This window comes from Spirosoma flavus (assembly GCF_054778555.1).
This window is the reverse complement of sequence record NZ_BAAGZL010000001.1, coordinates 1,540,907-1,557,136: the sequence shown is the minus strand read 5'-3', so window position 1 is coordinate 1,557,136 and position 16,230 is coordinate 1,540,907. Positions and strand designations below refer to the sequence as shown.

General features: G+C 47.5%; 14 protein-coding genes. 7 read left to right on the top strand and 7 right to left on the bottom strand.

Going from position 1 to position 16,230, the window contains the following annotated elements:
- Positions 1 to 71: 71 nt before the first annotated feature.
- Positions 72 to 2,522 carry a 3-hydroxyacyl-CoA dehydrogenase/enoyl-CoA hydratase family protein gene (locus ACYVF1_RS06000; protein WP_461076595.1) on the bottom strand — a complete coding sequence of 817 codons (2,451 nt, stop codon included), beginning with the start codon at positions 2,520 to 2,522 and terminating at the stop codon, positions 72 to 74.
- A gap of 68 nt (positions 2,523 to 2,590) precedes the next feature.
- Positions 2,591 to 3,061, bottom strand: a complete 471-nt coding sequence (locus ACYVF1_RS05995; protein ID WP_461076594.1) for a MarR family winged helix-turn-helix transcriptional regulator — start codon at positions 3,059 to 3,061, stop codon at positions 2,591 to 2,593.
- 172 nt (positions 3,062 to 3,233) lie between these two features.
- Here ACYVF1_RS05995 and ACYVF1_RS05990 point away from each other — a divergent pair, with 172 nt between their 5' ends.
- Positions 3,234 to 4,010, top strand: a complete 777-nt coding sequence (locus ACYVF1_RS05990; RefSeq protein WP_461076592.1) for a pentapeptide repeat-containing protein — start codon at positions 3,234 to 3,236, stop codon at positions 4,008 to 4,010.
- Between the two features lie 240 nt (positions 4,011 to 4,250).
- Complete coding sequence (locus tag ACYVF1_RS05985; protein ID WP_461076590.1) at positions 4,251 to 5,450, top strand: AsmA family protein; 1,200 nt, start codon at positions 4,251 to 4,253, stop codon at positions 5,448 to 5,450.
- 11 nt (positions 5,451 to 5,461) lie between these two features.
- On the opposite strand, the gene ACYVF1_RS05980 is transcribed toward ACYVF1_RS05985, so the two are convergent.
- Positions 5,462 to 5,923, bottom strand: a complete 462-nt coding sequence (locus ACYVF1_RS05980) for a hypothetical protein (protein WP_461076589.1) — start codon at positions 5,921 to 5,923, stop codon at positions 5,462 to 5,464.
- Positions 5,924 to 5,942: 19 nt separating this feature from the next.
- Between ACYVF1_RS05980 and ACYVF1_RS05975 the strand changes: the two genes are divergently transcribed.
- The 5 genes from ACYVF1_RS05975 (at position 5,943) to ACYVF1_RS05955 (ending at position 9,687) form a co-directional block, all read left to right on the top strand.
- Positions 5,943 to 6,542, top strand: coding sequence for an RNA polymerase sigma factor (locus tag ACYVF1_RS05975; RefSeq protein WP_461076587.1), 600 nt, complete (start codon positions 5,943 to 5,945; stop codon positions 6,540 to 6,542).
- A gap of 5 nt (positions 6,543 to 6,547) precedes the next feature.
- On the top strand, positions 6,548 to 7,006 hold the full coding sequence (locus ACYVF1_RS05970) for a hypothetical protein (RefSeq protein ID WP_461076585.1): 459 nt from the start codon (positions 6,548 to 6,550) through the stop codon (positions 7,004 to 7,006).
- Between the two features lie 54 nt (positions 7,007 to 7,060).
- Entirely contained in the window at positions 7,061 to 7,750 is a 690-nt protein-coding gene (locus ACYVF1_RS05965) for a porin family protein (protein WP_461076583.1), read from the top strand.
- 144 nt (positions 7,751 to 7,894) lie between these two features.
- Positions 7,895 to 8,800, top strand: a complete 906-nt coding sequence (locus ACYVF1_RS05960) for a helix-turn-helix domain-containing protein (protein WP_461076581.1) — start codon at positions 7,895 to 7,897, stop codon at positions 8,798 to 8,800.
- Positions 8,801 to 8,922: 122 nt separating this feature from the next.
- Positions 8,923 to 9,687 carry an SDR family oxidoreductase gene (locus ACYVF1_RS05955; RefSeq protein WP_461076579.1) on the top strand — a complete coding sequence of 255 codons (765 nt, stop codon included), beginning with the start codon at positions 8,923 to 8,925 and terminating at the stop codon, positions 9,685 to 9,687.
- Between the two features lie 53 nt (positions 9,688 to 9,740).
- Here the strand turns inward: ACYVF1_RS05955 and ACYVF1_RS05950 are convergent, their stop codons facing one another.
- From ACYVF1_RS05950 to ACYVF1_RS05935, 4 genes are all read right to left on the bottom strand, one after another.
- Positions 9,741 to 10,310 (bottom strand): hypothetical protein, encoded by a 570-nt coding sequence (locus tag ACYVF1_RS05950; RefSeq protein WP_461076578.1) that lies wholly within the window; start codon positions 10,308 to 10,310, stop codon positions 9,741 to 9,743.
- 52 nt (positions 10,311 to 10,362) lie between these two features.
- Positions 10,363 to 12,126 carry an ABC transporter ATP-binding protein gene (locus tag ACYVF1_RS05945; protein ID WP_461076576.1) on the bottom strand — a complete coding sequence of 588 codons (1,764 nt, stop codon included), beginning with the start codon at positions 12,124 to 12,126 and terminating at the stop codon, positions 10,363 to 10,365.
- Complete coding sequence (locus ACYVF1_RS05940) at positions 12,110 to 13,858, bottom strand: ABC transporter ATP-binding protein (RefSeq protein ID WP_461076574.1); 1,749 nt, start codon at positions 13,856 to 13,858, stop codon at positions 12,110 to 12,112. The genes ACYVF1_RS05945 and ACYVF1_RS05940 overlap by 17 nt, the downstream gene beginning before the upstream one ends.
- Positions 13,859 to 14,063: 205 nt before the next feature.
- On the bottom strand, positions 14,064 to 16,025 hold the full coding sequence (locus ACYVF1_RS05935; RefSeq protein WP_461076572.1) for an SPFH domain-containing protein: 1,962 nt from the start codon (positions 16,023 to 16,025) through the stop codon (positions 14,064 to 14,066).
- Positions 16,026 to 16,230 lie beyond the last annotated feature (205 nt).

The following is a 16,230-nucleotide window of genomic DNA, read 5'->3' as shown; positions in this document are numbered from 1 at the left end:
ATATTTATAGTAAATAAAATGGCTACTGCCCTCACGAACAGTAGCCATCAACGGCAGAAATCTCCGCTTTCTTAATTTCTTAACGCTTTGCCGCCAGTTAGTAAACTTTGAATACGTTCCAGCGTCTTTTTCTCGCCTGTTAACGATAAGAAAGCTTCACGTTCCAGATCAAGCAAGTACTGCTCCGATACGTTCTGCGGGCTGCTCAAATCGCCACCGCAAATAACGTAAGCTAGTTTGTCGGCAATTTTTACGTCGTGGTCTGAGATATAGTTACCCATGCGCATCGCCGTAATTCCGGCTTTAAACAGCGCAATACCGGTTTTACCCTGTACCTTGATGTCGTTACGTGGCTTGGGTTGCGTGTATCCATTTTCGGCTAGTTCAATGGCAGCTTGCTTAGCTTCGGCCAGTAATCGGCTCCGATTCAGCACAATCTGGTCGGTGGAGCGGAGGTAGTTCATGTCGCGGGCTTCCTGCGCCGAAGTTGAAACTTTAGCAGTAGCGATATTCATGAAAACGCTCTGGAGAATGTTCAATTCTGGATCACCAGTTTGATACAGATCCGACGCCCGCGCGGCCATTTCTTTAGTACCGCCACCCGCCGGAATCAGGCCGACACCTACTTCCACAAGGCCAATATAGCTTTCGGCATGGGCCACCACTTTATCGGTATGAAGCACGGCCTCGCATCCACCCCCTAACGTGAGCGTGTGTGGCGCCACAACCACCGGAACCGACGAATAGCGAAGACGCGTAATCAGTTTCTGGAACTGCGCAATCATCAGATTCACCTCGTCGAACTCCTGCTCAACGGCAAACATGAACAGCATCGCCAGATTGGCCCCCGCCGAAAACGCTTCGGTCGAATCATTGCCGACAACTAACCCACGAAAGTCTTTCTCAGCCAGCGAAACGCCTTTCATCAAGGCTTCCGAAACACCCTGTCCAAACGTGTTCATTTTGCTGTGGAATTCAACGTTCAGAATACCATCGCCCAGGTCATAAATCGACGCGTCGTTATTCTTCCAGACTACATTGCTGCTCAAATTCTCCAGAATCGTGAACGCTTCCGTGCCAGGAATGGCTTTATAGCTTTTCGTCGGAATGTCGTAATACATCCGCTTGCCGCCTTCAACCTTGTAGAACGATGGTTCGGCATTCCGATCGAAACCAGCGTCGATCATGTCGTAAACCCACTGTGCAGGTTTCTGCCCGAGCGATTCAATCAGTTCTACACCCTTCCGAACGCCGATGGCATCCCAGGTTTCGAATAGGCCCATTTGCCAGCCAAAGCCCGCCGTAATAGCAGCGTCGATTCGGTAGAGTTCATCTGAAATTTCGGGAATACGATACGTAGCATAGCGAAACCCATCAGCAAACGTCTGGCGATAAAACTCACCCGCTTTGTCTTTGCCAGCGAGCAACACCGGGAAGCGTTTTTTCAGATTATCAATGACTTTCGTACTTTCTAACGTAGCAAATTTGGCCTTTCCCGACGGCTTGTATTCGAACGTTTTCAGGTCGAGCGCAAGAATCAGCGTCTGGCCTTTTTCGTCTTTTGTTTTCTTATAATACCCCTGACCAGTTTTATCGCCCAGCCATTTGTTTTCCATCAATTTCTGCATCGACGGCGGCAGCTCAAACGACGCCCGCGATTCGTCATGCTCCATTTTCACGAGGTTGTTTGCTACGTTGACGGTCGTATCCAAGCCCACTACGTCCGACAACCGGAACGTACCAGATTTCGGGCGACCAACTACCGGTCCCGTGAGTTTATCAACTTCTTCCACCGTCAGGCCCAATTCTTCGGATACGCGAATGGTCTGAATCAGCGACTGAATACCCAACCGGTTGGCAATGAAACCCGGCGTGTCTTTGCATAAAACGGTAGTTTTACCAAGATACAAATCGCCGTAATTCATCAGAAAATCAATCACTTCTGGATCCGTATCAGGGCCGGGAATGATTTCAAGCAGACGTAGGTAACGGGGCGGATTAAAAAAGTGTGTACCGCAGAAATTCCGGCGAAAATCGTCGCTACGTCCCTCAACCAGCAAATGCATCGGAATCCCCGACGTATTAGAAGTAATTAACGTACCGGGTTTGCGATATTGCTCAACACGCTCATAGACAGAGCGTTTAACATCCAGCCGTTCAACAACTACTTCGATAACCCAATCATACGTAGCAATCTCTTTCAGGTTATCATCAAAATTCCCCAGCTTGATACGTTCGGCAAATTTCGGGCTATACAACGACGCGGGACTAGCTTTCAGCATTGTCTGAAACGCTTCGGTTACGGGTCGATTACGTACCAGCGGGCTGTCAGTCGTAAGTCCTTTGGCCTGTTCAGCTGCGTTTGGTTCTTTTGGAGCAATGTCGAGCAACAGCACATCGGCGCCGATGTTAGCAAAATGAGCCGCAATTCGCGACCCCATGATTCCCGAACCGAGCACGGCGACCCGCCGAATAGTACGTTTTTTTGTCTGAATCTTGGGTTTTTCTAAAGTAGCCTCCATGGTTTTGGTTTATCTGGACGTCATGAAGTTATACATCTCTTCACCACACCAGTTTTACATAATATTGATTAATCCAACGATAATTCCTCCGTTTCGGTCGTTTTAATCTTTGAATTTTCCTCTTCGACCATTCGGTTTATTTCTTTGATAACGTCCAGAAAAACAACCAGTTTGTCGAGCGGAATACGTTCGCGAATGGCCTGATTAAATTGAATCACCCCGTCGCGAGCCATTTCACGCTTAGCTTTACCCGCTTCTGTCAGATAGATACGGACGAAGCGTTTATCGTTATCATCTACTTCCCGACGTATCAAACCGCGCTCTTCCAGATTTTTTAGCATACGTACCAACGAACGAGGCTCCATGCCCAGTAATGGTCCGATTTTCGTAGCTGGCGTACCTTCTTCCAAGTCGATATTCAGCAGTACGTAGCCAATAGCCATTGTAATGCCGAACCGGGCCGCGTAGGCATTGTACATCCGCGAAATGGAATGCCAGGCCCATTTTATATGAAAATCAACAGTCTTTTCCTTCTTCATAGTCGTGCCCTCCCGTCTTGGTTAGACGTGTAAATCTACCAAGATTCTCCGAATTATTATGCAAGCATACTAATTTTCTTCTCATCAAAAAAGTGACCTGCACTGACTTCATGCAACCCGTTGCTGTCAATATGCATCTTTACCCAAAACCAACACAACAAATCATTTGCTCATGAAACTTCTCACCACGTTCTTTCTGCTTACGTTCGTTACGCTAACATCCACCTTTGCCCAATCAACAGTTTCGGCAAAAGAAATCATCGAAAAAATTAACCGAAAAGAAGCCGTCTCCTATCAGAACGCCACCATTACCGGCGATCTGGATCTGACAGATCTAGCCAATCGGAAGGAAGTTAATGATGGAAACTGGGGCGATACGCCACATTATCTCAGCATTGTTGAAACGCCCATTACGTTTAAAAACTGTGTGTTTCAGGGCAAGTTTCTGGCCTATCGCTCAGAAGAAAATAATGTCAAAAGGGTCTTCAATAAAAGTAACACCGTCTATAATGCTGATTTCCCGGAAGCGGTAACCATTGAAAATTGTACGTTCGAAGAAGACGCTACGTTCAAGTATTCAACGTTCAATCAACGCGCCATTTTTACGGGGAATACGTTCCGCGATGAAGCCCTCTTCAAGTACACCAAATTCCGCGACGCTGCCGATTTCAGCAACTCGACATTCAAAGGCCATAGTGACTTCAAATACACGAAATTTGACGAAAAGTCTTCCTTCCAAAAGGCCACTTTCACACGAGCTGCAGATTTCAAATACACCAAATTCGACGAAGGCGTGGATTTCCGGCAGGCTAGTTTTACGGGAAGCGCCGACTTTAAGTACACCAATTTCCCACGTGGTACCCAATTCGAGAACACTAAATTCAGTGGTATTTCCGATTTCAAATACACCAAACTCGACGGGCAGCGATTCAACCCAAATCGGGATTAGGCTGCTACACTAAAGAAGGCCATAGAGATCTCCGTCGCGTAGCGACCAAACCAATGGAAGCATTTCTGTTGGTTTGGCCGCGATGCGACGGAGCTTGATTTGGAATACTTTGGCTATAGACATTTGGTCGCAATGCGACGAGGGACTCAAATTGTTATTGGGCGTTCTTCTTTTTGTTACGCTCCTAACCATTTCGTCAGTTTCTCGTTTATCAAAACGTTAAACAAATCACTTAGCGTTTTGAAACGTACGACCAAAATCCTGATCGCACTTGTCGTCTTACTTATCATTGCCCGGTTGTTGCTGCCGTACTTCGTGCTACGGTACGTTAACAAAACGCTTGCCGATATGGACGGTTATACCGGACATGTAGAAGACATTGGTATTCAGCTCATTCGCGGAGCATATCAGATAGAGGACTTACGTATCCGAAAAGTTAACGGAAAGATAAAAGAACCGTTCCTCTTTATCCCGAAAATTGATTTATCCGTCGAATGGAAATCGCTTTTTAAAGGCCGTCTGGTGAGCGAAGTCGAGTGCTATAACCCGGAAATCAACTTTGCCTTCAGCGATGACGAAGCCACTCGCCAGACCGGGGCCGAAGTTGACTGGACCGAGTATTTGAAAAAGCTGTTACCAATCAGTATCAACCGATTTGCGGTGATCGACGGCACCGTAAACCTGACCAGTTTGATTACCCAGCCTCGCGCTGATTTGTCGCTGAAACGGTTTCAGGGCGAAATTCGGAACATCCGCAACGTAGAAGATAAGGCCAAGCAATTGCCCTCACCAGTAGTGGCTTCGGGCGACGTACCGGGTTATGGAGGAACCATGAATTTTTCGGCCAATATGAACCTGCTGAAAGTTGTTCCTGACTTCGATTACAATATGCAGTTTACGGGCCTTCAGATGGTTAAACTCAATGCGCTAGCCCGTAAATACGGAAATATTGATTTTGAGCGCGGTACGTTGAGTGTTTATAGTGAGATGGCCATGCTGAACAGCAAATTGAACGGCTATGTGAAGCCGCTCACGAAAGGCATGCAGATTTTCAAAATTAACGAGCACGAAAACCGTTCGGTTGGCAAGTTTTTTACTGAACTGGTAGCGCAGGCCGGAACGGCCATTCTGAAAAATCAGCGACATGATCAGGTAGCTACCCGGATTCCGCTTACTGGCACCGCCGATAATATTGAAACCCTGACCTGGCCAGTTGTTTTTGGTTTGCTACGTAACGCTTACATCGAAGCATTTAAGGGCGAATTCGACAACAATGTTACGTTAAAAGATGCGCTGAAGGATGTGAGAGATGATCTGAAGGCAAAACGTCAGGAGCGGAAAGCTGAACGCAAAGAAGCCCGCGCCGAACGAAAGGCCGAACGTCGGGCGAAACGTGAAGCACGCAAGCGGGAAAAAGAAAAAGCTAAAAAAGAAAAGTAGACGAGCTTCTATCAACGTATCGTGTCGACACGGGTTGCCCCTCCCCTACGTAGCGAATCAGGACGCAGCCGTCTTTGTTTGCGATTTTTGGGCGCTGTTGTATCCTGGCCCATTTGTCGCTGCAAACGCCTTTGTTCATCTCCTTTGTTCATAGTTGGCGGTACCGGATTGGTCTGAATTGTCTCAGTCGTGGAGGCCGATTGTGGCAACGAATTACTCTGCCCGAACGAGGCAGAAGCCAGTCCGCCGGTCAATAACCCAATGAAAAACAGGTATCTTTTCATAACATTGAACGTATTGGTATTACGTATAACGAATGATTTGCCCGTTCGGTTACGATTTATGTCGTTTAGTAAGCGCATGAATCTTTCGGTACGTTCTAATGTGGAATTTCGTCCGGTTGTGCATCTATAGAAAAACGACGTAGTACGTAGTACGATGACCGTTCGCAAAGCCACAACCGGGAAAATCATACGTAGTGTTTATTAGTACATGTTCCTAAAACTGTTTCGTAAATCCAGACCTTCCCCCGACCGCGCCCCCCGCGACGCGGCTGACTACGTAGCACGCTACCGTGCGACGGGCGATCTGGCTATTTTGGGTGAGCTCTACGAACAGCATATGGAAATGATTTACGCCGTTTGTTATAACTACCTGCGCGACGAAGATGAGGCCAAAGACGCCGTTATGAACCTGTTTGAACAGCTAGTCAACGACTTACGACGGCACGACGTACACCAGTTTGGCCCCTGGTTGCACAGTGTAGCGCGCAACTACTGCCTGATGCACCTGCGTAAGCACCAGGCTCATCCGACCGTAGCATTAGTCAGCGAATCGCCGACCGACAGCGATGATATAATTATGAACCTGACAGATGATGACGATACGTTGGCAGAACGCGAGGAAGATTTAACGCGGATGGAAGCCTGTTTGCAAACGCTGCCGAAGGAACAACAAAGTTGCCTTCGCTTGTTTTACCTGGACCGAAAAACGTATACAGAAGTAGCCGAACTAACGGGTTACGATTTAAAACAGGTAAAAAGTTATTTGCAAAATGGACGACGAAATTTGAAAATTTGCATGAGTAAGTAGCAGCCATGAACGACAAACTGACTTTCGACGATTTACAGGCTTACCGGGCAGGCCAACTCAGCGGTCCGGCTCGCTATCGTGTGGAGCGGCTGCTGTTGGAGAATCCGCTGTACGCCGATGCACTAGCGGGTTTAGAGGCCATGCAACAAACGGCTGCCGATACGTTGCCTAACCAGTTGGCCGATTTAAAAATAGCTCTGCATCAGCGTATTCATGAATCGGCGAGCAAGAAACGACTATGGCCACTCTGGATCGCGACGACCACAGCCGCCATTCTGTTTATGCTGGCGATGGCGATTTACTTCATCTATTTTGCGCCGAAACGGTCGAATAAACCGCAGCCAATTCAGTCGCCCAAAACTACCCTGATTAATCCGCCTTCCGAAGGTTTTAGGGCATTTATGCCTGAACGTATCGATGATATCCAGCCGGTAAAAATTGCGGTTTGTTTGCGTATTTCATAAAACAATTCGCAAAGCTCTAGCGTTAACCCGGCATACCATCATAACGAATCATCCATGTTTCGCGCAAATTCACTACGTTCAATCGCTTTATCTTTATTACTCGTTTCAGCCTGTCTATCAGCCAGTTTAGCTCAACAACGTTTTAGTGCCGGTCCACGCGTCGGCTTGAATTTGTCTAATTATTGGGGAAAAGCAGACAATATGAAATTCACGCCAGGTGTGTCAGCGGGTGTGTTTTTAATGTACAGTTCGCTGAACCATTTCGGGCTCTCCGCTGACGTTCTATATTCGCAACGAGGTACAGATTATAACGATGGTCGAATCAAGTTTAAGCAACGGGTTAATTACCTGGAAATTCCGGTGCTGGCCCGTTATTTCCTGACGCTGGAAGGTAATTTCCGCCCTAACGTGTTTATTGGTCCATCATTGGGTATTAAACTCAACGCCAAACGACTCGATGGCCAATATTTGTCGGGTACAGGTCCCGTTATTAATTCGGATAATAGCAGCGACTTTAACGACCTTGATTTAGGCGCTTCGGGTGGCTTTCAGCTCAACTGGGGAACTGGCAATCGGCAACATTTTTTGATCGACGCCCGATATACGCTTGGCCTCAGCAACGTACAAAGCAACCTGCCAAATATCTGGGGTAACCGTAGTCCACTACAAAATTCGACCTTTACGCTGGCACTGGGTTACAGCTTCGGTGTTGGCCGAGAACACCCGAGTCGCTATCGTCGGTAGTCAAAACGTTGACGCTACGATAGCTGATACGTATCAGTCAATGTAAAAAAGCCGTTAGAATTATGTTTGCACAAACTAATTCTAACGGCTTTTTTGTTAACATGGCAAAATCAAAACATTTGATTTTTGCAAATCGAACGTAGCATGGACACAACAACGCTGGAAGATTTTTATAAAGAAACCGCCGGTCTTATTCCCGAAGGAATCAACAAAGAAATAGGCCACTTCAATGTGTTTAACATGCAGGACATTGTGGCCAACTATAAGAAGAAAAATGTGATGCCGTATAATCGGCGGGCGTACTACAAAATCAGTTTGATTAGTGGACGGAACACGGCTGAGTACGCCGATAAAGTTATTGAAATTGAGAAAAATGCCCTGTTGTTTGCTACCCCTAAAATCCCTTACCACTACGTTCCGCTAGACGACCAGCAGTTCGGCTACTTCTGTATTTTCACCGATGATTTTCTGATACAACAGAAAAGTGGGGTTGTACTGGATGACCTGCCAATTTTTAAACCGGGTGGTTATCCGATCTTTCAGCTTACAGACGAAAACGCGGAAGATATTCGCTACATCTTCAAAAAGATGCATAATGAACTGTCTTCCAACTATGTATACAAATACGATCTACTACGTAACTACGTATTAGAATTGATTCATTACGGTCAGAAATTGCAGCCGGCTACGGCTTTGTACCCAACGCACACGGCATCGGCGCGGGTTTCGTCGTTATTTATTGAACTGCTCGAACGGCAGTTTCCGATTGAATCCCCACATCAGAAACTGGGCCTGCGTACAGCCAAAGATTTTGCCGACCGATTGTCGGTACACGTGAACCATCTGAACAAAGTTTTAAAAGAAAATACCGGTAAAACCACCACCGACCTGATCAGCCACCGCATTGTTCAGGAAGCTAAAATTCTTCTGAAACAGACAGACTGGAATATCTCTGAAATCGCCTACAGCCTTGGCTTTGAAGAGGTGGCTCACTTCTCTAATTTTTTCAAAAAGCAAACAACGCTGGCTCCCGTAATTTTCCGAGGATAAAGTCTCAATTTGAATTTCGCAAACTTCGGATTGATGTTTGCAAACAGTCACGCTGTGATTTAGTCTACTTTTGTTTCATCAATTTTCAAACAGTAATGGAACGTAGTAATAATTCACAGACAATGACAACCACTCGGAAAATAGCTCTGATTACCGGCGGAAGCCGCGGATTAGGTAAAAATATGGCCATTCATCTGGCCCAAAAGGGTATTAACGTAGTACTGACCTACAATACCAGAAAAGACGAAGCCGATGCAGTAGTTGCCGAAATTGAACAGATCGGCCAAAAAGCGGCTGCTCTGCAACTCAACACCGGCGACGTAAAAAGTTTTGATGCGTTTTTCGGCCAGCTAGCGAACGTACTGAATGATACGTTTGAAACCGATCATTTTGATTTTCTGATTAATAACGCTGGTGTTGGTATCAACGCCCCTTTCGCCGAAACCAAAGAGGAAGATTTTGACATGTTGATGAACATCCATTTCAAAGGCGTCTATTTCCTCACGCAGAAGGCGTTACCATTCATAAACGATGGCGGACGTATTGTCAACTTATCCACGGGGCTGGCTCGATTCAGCTCGCCGGGTTATTCGGCTTATGCGTCCATGAAAGGAGCAGTTGAAGTTTTGACCCGCTATCTGGCTAAAGAACTTGGTTCCAGAGGTATTACGGTGAATGCTGTAGCACCGGGAGCCATCGAGACAGACTTTGGGGGCGGAGTGATACGTGATAACCCACAATATAATCAGATTGTAGCCAGCATCACCGCGTTGGGCCGCGTTGGCTTACCCGATGACATTGGAGGTGTAGTGGCTTTCCTGTGTACAGACGAAGCCCGTTGGGTCAATGCGCAACGTATCGAAGTCTCTGGCGGACAGGGAATTTGATGACAGAAGGTAAAGTCAGAGGGCAGAATAGACCTGCTATATGCCCTCTGACCTTATACTCCGCTGGATGGAGTCATATTGATTTTCAGGCCGAAGTCCTTTCCTTTCGATACGTCCTTTAACGTAACGGATATGCCTTTCGAACTGGACCAGCGACTGCCTTCTTTATCGGATTTCGGCGTGCCGTAGCGAGCTGAAAAATAGGCACTCAAATCTTTTTGAAAATTAGTAACAGATTCACGGCTGTTCAGGAAAAGATCGACGTCAATTGACGACACTTTCTGGCCTGTCTGATAATACAGCATGTCCGCCGTTTCGAGGTCTTTCAGCTCCAACGTATAGCCAATGTGTTTGGCATCGCTCTCGAACGATTCTCCTTTTTCGGTGGATTTTACTTTCGAAAAGTCATCGCCCAGATTGATCCCTCGCCAGTCGCTATCGGCGGTTAAACCCAGTTCAGAGAGCCGGGCCGAAATTGGTACGTCTGTCGACGCAGGAGTAGAGCTATCTGTTGCTACGTTGACAGAGTCAGGGGATTTATTTTCAGCTTGCTTACGACTGCTGCAGGAATGTAACGTAGTGAAGGAAATGGCAATGACAAACAGGAAGTAAACTTGTTTCATGAAGTTTGGGGATTGGCGGGCAAAGGTATACACAGAACTGCGAAACTACGTATCAACTATTACGTTTGCCGTGCAGTAACATATCGACAGCGTCGTTAAGCGAGCCCGCCCGCGTAACCTGACCCGCATTGACAAAGAAAATTTCGTCGGCGCTTTCTATAGTGTTTAATCGGTGCGCAATCAGGATTCGAGTGGTCGATTCGGGAAGTTTTTGCAGAATTTCGCCCAGTAATTGTTCAGTTACCGTGTCAATGTTTGCCGTGGCTTCGTCTAGTATGAGCAACTCTGGATTACGTAACACGGCTCGCATAAAGGCAATTAGCTGTTTTTGTCCCAAACTAACTGAATCGCCAGTCGTTTGCACTTTAGTATCCAGTCCTTCATCGAATCGCTCCAGCAAACCTTCGAGGCCAGCCTGTCGGATAACCTCTGTTAATTGATCATTGGTGTATTGGTGATAGGACTCATTGCCATATAGAATGTTCTCGCGAACCGTGCCCGTAAACAGAAAAGGCTCCTGCAAAATGAAACCAATTTTCTGGGTACGTTCGGTAGCGCTATACGAACGAATATCTTTTCCGTCGAGCAATACGGTTCCGCTGGTAGGGTCGTACAAACGGGCAATGAGCGAAGCCGTAGTGGTTTTGCCGCCACCCGTCGGGCCCACCAGCGCGTACGTTTTGCCGCGTTCCAACGTAAAACTGATGTTGTGCAATACTTCGTGTCCGTTCGGGTAGCTGAACGATACGTTCTGAAACGAGAGCAACGACGTAGTAGGCATGGTCAGCGGGTTTTCGACGGTTTGCAGATTCGTCTGCATCGCCAGCAAGTGCGAAATCCGATCCCAACCGGCCAGCGCAACCTGAAAATTGGCCCACAATACTGCAAGCTGACGTAGCGGATTATAAAACTGCGTTACGTACGACAGAAAACTAATGAGCAAGCCAATGGTAAAATGCCCCGTCGAAATCAGATAAATGCCGAAGGTTAGTACAATGAGTTGGCCAATACTTGCTGCCAGACTGAAAACAGGAAGATAGACGTTACTTGCCAGACCGGCCCCGATGGCCGTTTTATAATTCTGTTCGTTTGCTTCGTTAAACCGCTTCCGAAAATAATCGCGCCGGTTGAAAGCAATGATTACTTTGAAATTGGTCAGGCTCTCCTGAATTTCAGCACTCAGATTACCGACGCTTTTCAGATTGGCCGCGTTTTTCTGCTTCACCCAGGCAGACGTCAATTTGATAAAAATCCAGATCAAAATCGCGGGCGACAAAGCTGCGGCTCCCAGCGGCAGGTCGATAAAGAGCAGAAACAAACCCGACCCAATCATAGTCACAATACTTCCCACGAAATTCATCAGCGACTGCGAAAAAAACTGATTCAGTTTATCCGTATCGTTGTTAATGCGTGAAATTAGATCGCCCGCTTTATTCTGGTTAAAAAACGCTACCGGTAATTCCTGCAACTTGTTGAACACGGCGTTACGTAGTTTAAACAGCGTCCGCTGGCCCACGCTCCCCATCAACCGCGATTGCAGATAGCCTGCCCCAATCGTAAAGACATACATTCCCAATAAAATACCACCGTAAACGAGAAGTCCATGAAACTGTTTGGCCTGTATGTATTTGTCGACAGCCCGGCCAATAAGTATGGGGCCGAGCAGGTTCAGCGTCGAATTGACGAAAATGGCGCCGAACGCCAGCATCAGCGTCCGATGTTCGTCGCTGATGAGCGCCAGCAGTTTACGTAGGGCTTTGTACGTAGCGTTTTTCTCTTCGTTCTGCCCGACAAACTGATTAAGATCGTAATTCATACTGGTTCGTGCTACGTTGCGACTGATAAATCTGAACGTACTCGGGACTGATTGTCAGGAGTTCCTGATGTGTTCCTTTGTCAATAACTTCGCCTTCCATGAGCAGAATAATTTGCTCATAATTCTCAACAGCGGCAATTTTCTGCGTCACCGAAATCACCGTCATGCCGGGGTAATTCTGTCGAATGTTGGCCAGAATTTTCTGTTCGGTATTGGTATCGACACGCGCCGTAAAATCGTCCAGCAACAGCACTTTAGGGTTGAGAGCCAGCGCACGTGCCAGCATGATACGTTGCTTTTGCCCACCCGATAAACTGCTTCCCCGCTCCGACACAATCGTTTCAAGTTTTTCAGGTAATGATTCCACAAAATCGCTTAGTTCGGACGTAGCAATCGCCCGATTCATCGACTCTTCGGTGACGGTTTCATTGAAGGCAATGTTTTCGCGCAAACTCAGGTTGAAAATGATACTATCCTGAAACACAAACCCAACCTGCTGATGGAACGTGTCTTCGTCATACTCGTCAATCGGTCGCCCGTCGAAACTTATCTGGCCAGACGTAGGCTTGATAAGACCTGTCAACAGAAACAGAAGTTGACTTTTTCCGGCCGCAGTTGGCCCTACAATGGCCGTTTGCGTACCGGCTTTTACCTCGAACGTAACGTCTTTCAGTACGGGTTTTTCGCCGTATGAAACCGATACGTTCTGAAGTGCTACGTCGCCTTTCAGGGTTGTTTTTAACGTACCATTCTTTACTGTCTCTGGAGCCTGAAGCACTTGATTGACACGTGTATACGAGGCCGAAGCCTGCGCTATTACATTGCTCATAAACCCAATAACGATAATCGGAAAAATCAGCAGTGCCAGATAACTATTGAAAGCGGCAAAATCGCCCAGCGACATTTGATCAGTGATTACAAAGTGCCCGCCCAGCACCAAAATCGTCAGGGCAGCCATGTTTGCGGTGAACGTAATGATTGGAATGAGTCCGGCAAATAAGCGAAGAATGGAAATACCTAAATCTTTGGCTTCCGTGTTGGCTGCCAGAAACTTGTCGTACTCAAGCTGTTGCGAATTAATCACCCGAATCAGCGCCGATCCGAGAATACTTTCGTTGATGACTTTATTGAGCCAGTCGATCACTTCCCGGCTTTTCATAAACAGCACCCGTACCTGTTTCAGCACCCAAAAGAACGTACCACCAATAATCGGGATGATCATGAGCACGGCCGATGCCAGTTGCCAGTTGATACTGAGGAGCAAAATGCTGGCACCGATAATGATACACAGCGACGATACAATGGAGACAATAGCCTGAGAGACAAAGGTTTTTACCGAATCAATGTCCGATGTCAGGTTAGTCAATAATTTTGCGGGATTGGCCTGCTGAATGTACGTGAAACTCTGTCGTGAAATTTTATCAGCCAGTTGTGTTCGTAAGTCTTTCGCTACACGCTCAGAGGCATAGGTTTGCACGATACTTTGCAGATACGTAAACACAAAGATGATCAGTGCCGCGCCCATGAACTGAAGAACGGTAGTTTTCAACACAAAATGACCAGCGCTGTAGTTGTCGATGCCTCGCGAAATGATGATGGGCAAAATCAGGTTGATTCCGTTACTGGCTAGCGCCAGAACAATCAACAGCAAAATCATTCGGGAATAGGGTTTCAGCAGACCCAGTAGCGGAGACTTTTGGGCCGCTGGTTTCTGCGGAGCAGCTTTGTCCATAAGGGCGGGGAGTGAAGTAGGACAAAGGTAACAAAACGAACGGACGTAGCAGATTAAAAGCGAATTAGTTACATAAGCAACGCAGAAACTCAATTCTGAATTAACTCTTTTTGTTACGTTGACATGTAAATTTTTGTCATTCTGGTGCAGTAAGATACTTCCTGCACCAGAATGACAAAATCAACTGCTTGTCAAACAGATAACCTTACTGTTTAGCAGGCTTTTTTTCTGCTGACTTCACTACGTCCACTATTTTGGTAGCCTGGCCCGTTTTCCGTTCTTCAATCTGTTCGAGCAGTTTCAGCCCCATCAAGCCATTCAGCGAGCCATCCGAACCATTGCCAGTTCCGTTGATAACAATGTCGGGGATAACGCGAATCTGACCTTTGCCAATCTCTTCGGTGATTTTGAAGCGGGTAAAGTTTTCGTCGCCCATGGCACGTACCTGTAACTCGTACGCTTCGGCGGTCGAGCGACCAATGGCCAGGATTTTCTCGGCTTCGGCATTACCTGTTTTGGCGATACGTTCGGCCTCAGCATCGGCGGTCAGTTTAGTAGCTTCGGCATCCGCAGCAGCCTGGCGACGACGGGCTTCGGCGTTGGCTTCGGCCCGTATTTTCGTAGCCTCTGATTCAGCGCCAACCTGCAATTTCAGGCTACGCGCTTCCCCTTCCGATTTTTTCACGGCGGCATCGGCAGTACGTTGCGCAATCTCGACGCTTTGCTGCGCCTTTACCACTTCTCGCTGAATGTCGGCCAAAGCGGTTTCGCGCTCCATGCCCTGCCGTTTTTCCTGCGCCATGCGCTGCGTTTCGTAGGTTTTTTCTTCCTCCTGCGCAATTTTCCGGTCGGTCAGGGTTTTCATCAGGCTGTCGGGCGGAACAATATCGCCAATCAACGTATCGACTGCGTTTACATTATAGACTTCAAGCACGGTACGTATGTGTTCGCGGGCAGCCTCCTGACGTTCCTTCCGGGTGCTTAGGAACGCAATTACGTCGGAATCCTGCGCTGAGTTACGGAAATAGTTGCCAATGGTCGGTTCTAATACCTGCGATACCAGGTTGTTCATACTACCAAATCGGGCGATCACTTTCGGAGCTTCCGCCGACGGAATGTGAATGATTTGCGCTACGTCGAGATTGAAGGGGAAACCGTCTTTCGAACGTACCGTAATGGTTGATAGATTGCGGTCGAGATCATGCGATTCCGAGCGAGCGTTGGCCCAGTTGAGGACAAGGTTCGTCGTCGGAACGCCTTCTACCTTCATCGTATACGTATTGATCGGGTATTTACCCGGCCCCAGCGGTTCCATCCAGACGCCCCGGAACCCACGCCGAACGATGTTTCCGTGTTTGAACGTATCGCCGGTAATATCCTCGCCATCTTCACCAATGTACGAAATCACGACACCCACATGGCCAATTGGCACCGTCGTCATTGGGATTTCTTCGATTTGCACAGCCCACGGATTGATGTAGTATGAACCAGCTAGTACTACCTGCGGCTGAAGGCCCCGATTACCGCCATTTTGCAGAAACGAGTCGATATTCTGGAAATTGTTGTGGCTCTCAACCTGCTTACCGGCTATCTGCCCAGACTGCAAAGGCGCGCCATCCAACGTAGTAATAATGCCGACCATATTTTCTTTGATAACGGTCATATTCGCGAGCGTTACCGTAAAGGCAAACGTATTGATCCGATACGTACCGGGCGTCAGCACAGACGTTTGTCTACCTTTCTGGCCTCCGCTGGTCAGGAAGCGTTCGGTATCCTGAAAATTATCGCAATCAACCCGTCGCGCCAGAATATTACCCGTCGGTAATTCACCACCATCATTAGACAGGATAAGACCGATATTACCTTCGGGTACTACCGTAAATGGCTGCATGGTAATGCCGTATTGCCACGGCCACATCCACCAATACAAGCCGGGCGCCAGTGTTTGCGCCTGGAAACCAGCTTCTCCTTTAGTAGCAATGATACGTCCATCGGGCAACCCCCGGTCGGTGCCGACCAGCACGTATTTTTTTGTAACAAGACCAATCCGGTCTTCGGGCACGATCACCATCCCGAACAGGAAACGTAGCACTAATTTATAAAGCACAACAGCCAGAAAAACCAGGAGCACCCAGCCCCAGGTTGACATAAGGGAAAGCAGTTCCATGAATGAAACAGGGTTTGTTGGTTAAGAAAACGGAATGTACGCGGATTTAAAACAGAGTTGGTTAACTCACTTACTAAGCGGAAAATGAAGCCGATACGTCTACATTGGAGTAGCGATTTATTGGTCAGATTGACGTATCAAAGGTAGCGAGCGCAGAACGTAGCGCACCAGAATTCGGATGATTGGTTACGTAGCGGCTGGATTG

Bases quoted from the DNA above. Each gene is read 5' to 3' on its own strand.
- ACYVF1_RS05970 (WP_461076585.1), top strand. From the start codon at position 6,548: ATGAACGACAAACTGACTTTCGACGATTTACAGGCTTACCGGGCAGGC.
- ACYVF1_RS05990 (WP_461076592.1), top strand. From the start codon at position 3,234: ATGAAACTTCTCACCACGTTCTTTCTGCTTACGTTCGTTACGCTAACA.
- ACYVF1_RS05995 (WP_461076594.1), bottom strand. From the start codon at position 3,061: ATGAAGAAGGAAAAGACTGTTGATTTTCATATAAAATGGGCCTGGCAT.
- ACYVF1_RS05935 (WP_461076572.1), bottom strand. From the start codon at position 16,025: ATGGAACTGCTTTCCCTTATGTCAACCTGGGGCTGGGTGCTCCTGGTT.
- ACYVF1_RS06000 (WP_461076595.1), bottom strand. From the start codon at position 2,522: ATGGAGGCTACTTTAGAAAAACCCAAGATTCAGACAAAAAAACGTACT.
- ACYVF1_RS05955 (WP_461076579.1), top strand. From the start codon at position 8,923: ATGACAACCACTCGGAAAATAGCTCTGATTACCGGCGGAAGCCGCGGA.
- ACYVF1_RS05960 (WP_461076581.1), top strand. From the start codon at position 7,895: ATGGACACAACAACGCTGGAAGATTTTTATAAAGAAACCGCCGGTCTT.
- ACYVF1_RS05945 (WP_461076576.1), bottom strand. From the start codon at position 12,126: ATGAATTACGATCTTAATCAGTTTGTCGGGCAGAACGAAGAGAAAAAC.
- ACYVF1_RS05950 (WP_461076578.1), bottom strand. From the start codon at position 10,310: ATGAAACAAGTTTACTTCCTGTTTGTCATTGCCATTTCCTTCACTACG.
- ACYVF1_RS05980 (WP_461076589.1), bottom strand. From the start codon at position 5,923: ATGATTTTCCCGGTTGTGGCTTTGCGAACGGTCATCGTACTACGTACT.
- ACYVF1_RS05965 (WP_461076583.1), top strand. From the start codon at position 7,061: ATGTTTCGCGCAAATTCACTACGTTCAATCGCTTTATCTTTATTACTC.
- ACYVF1_RS05975 (WP_461076587.1), top strand. From the start codon at position 5,943: ATGTTCCTAAAACTGTTTCGTAAATCCAGACCTTCCCCCGACCGCGCC.
- ACYVF1_RS05940 (WP_461076574.1), bottom strand. From the start codon at position 13,858: ATGGACAAAGCTGCTCCGCAGAAACCAGCGGCCCAAAAGTCTCCGCTA.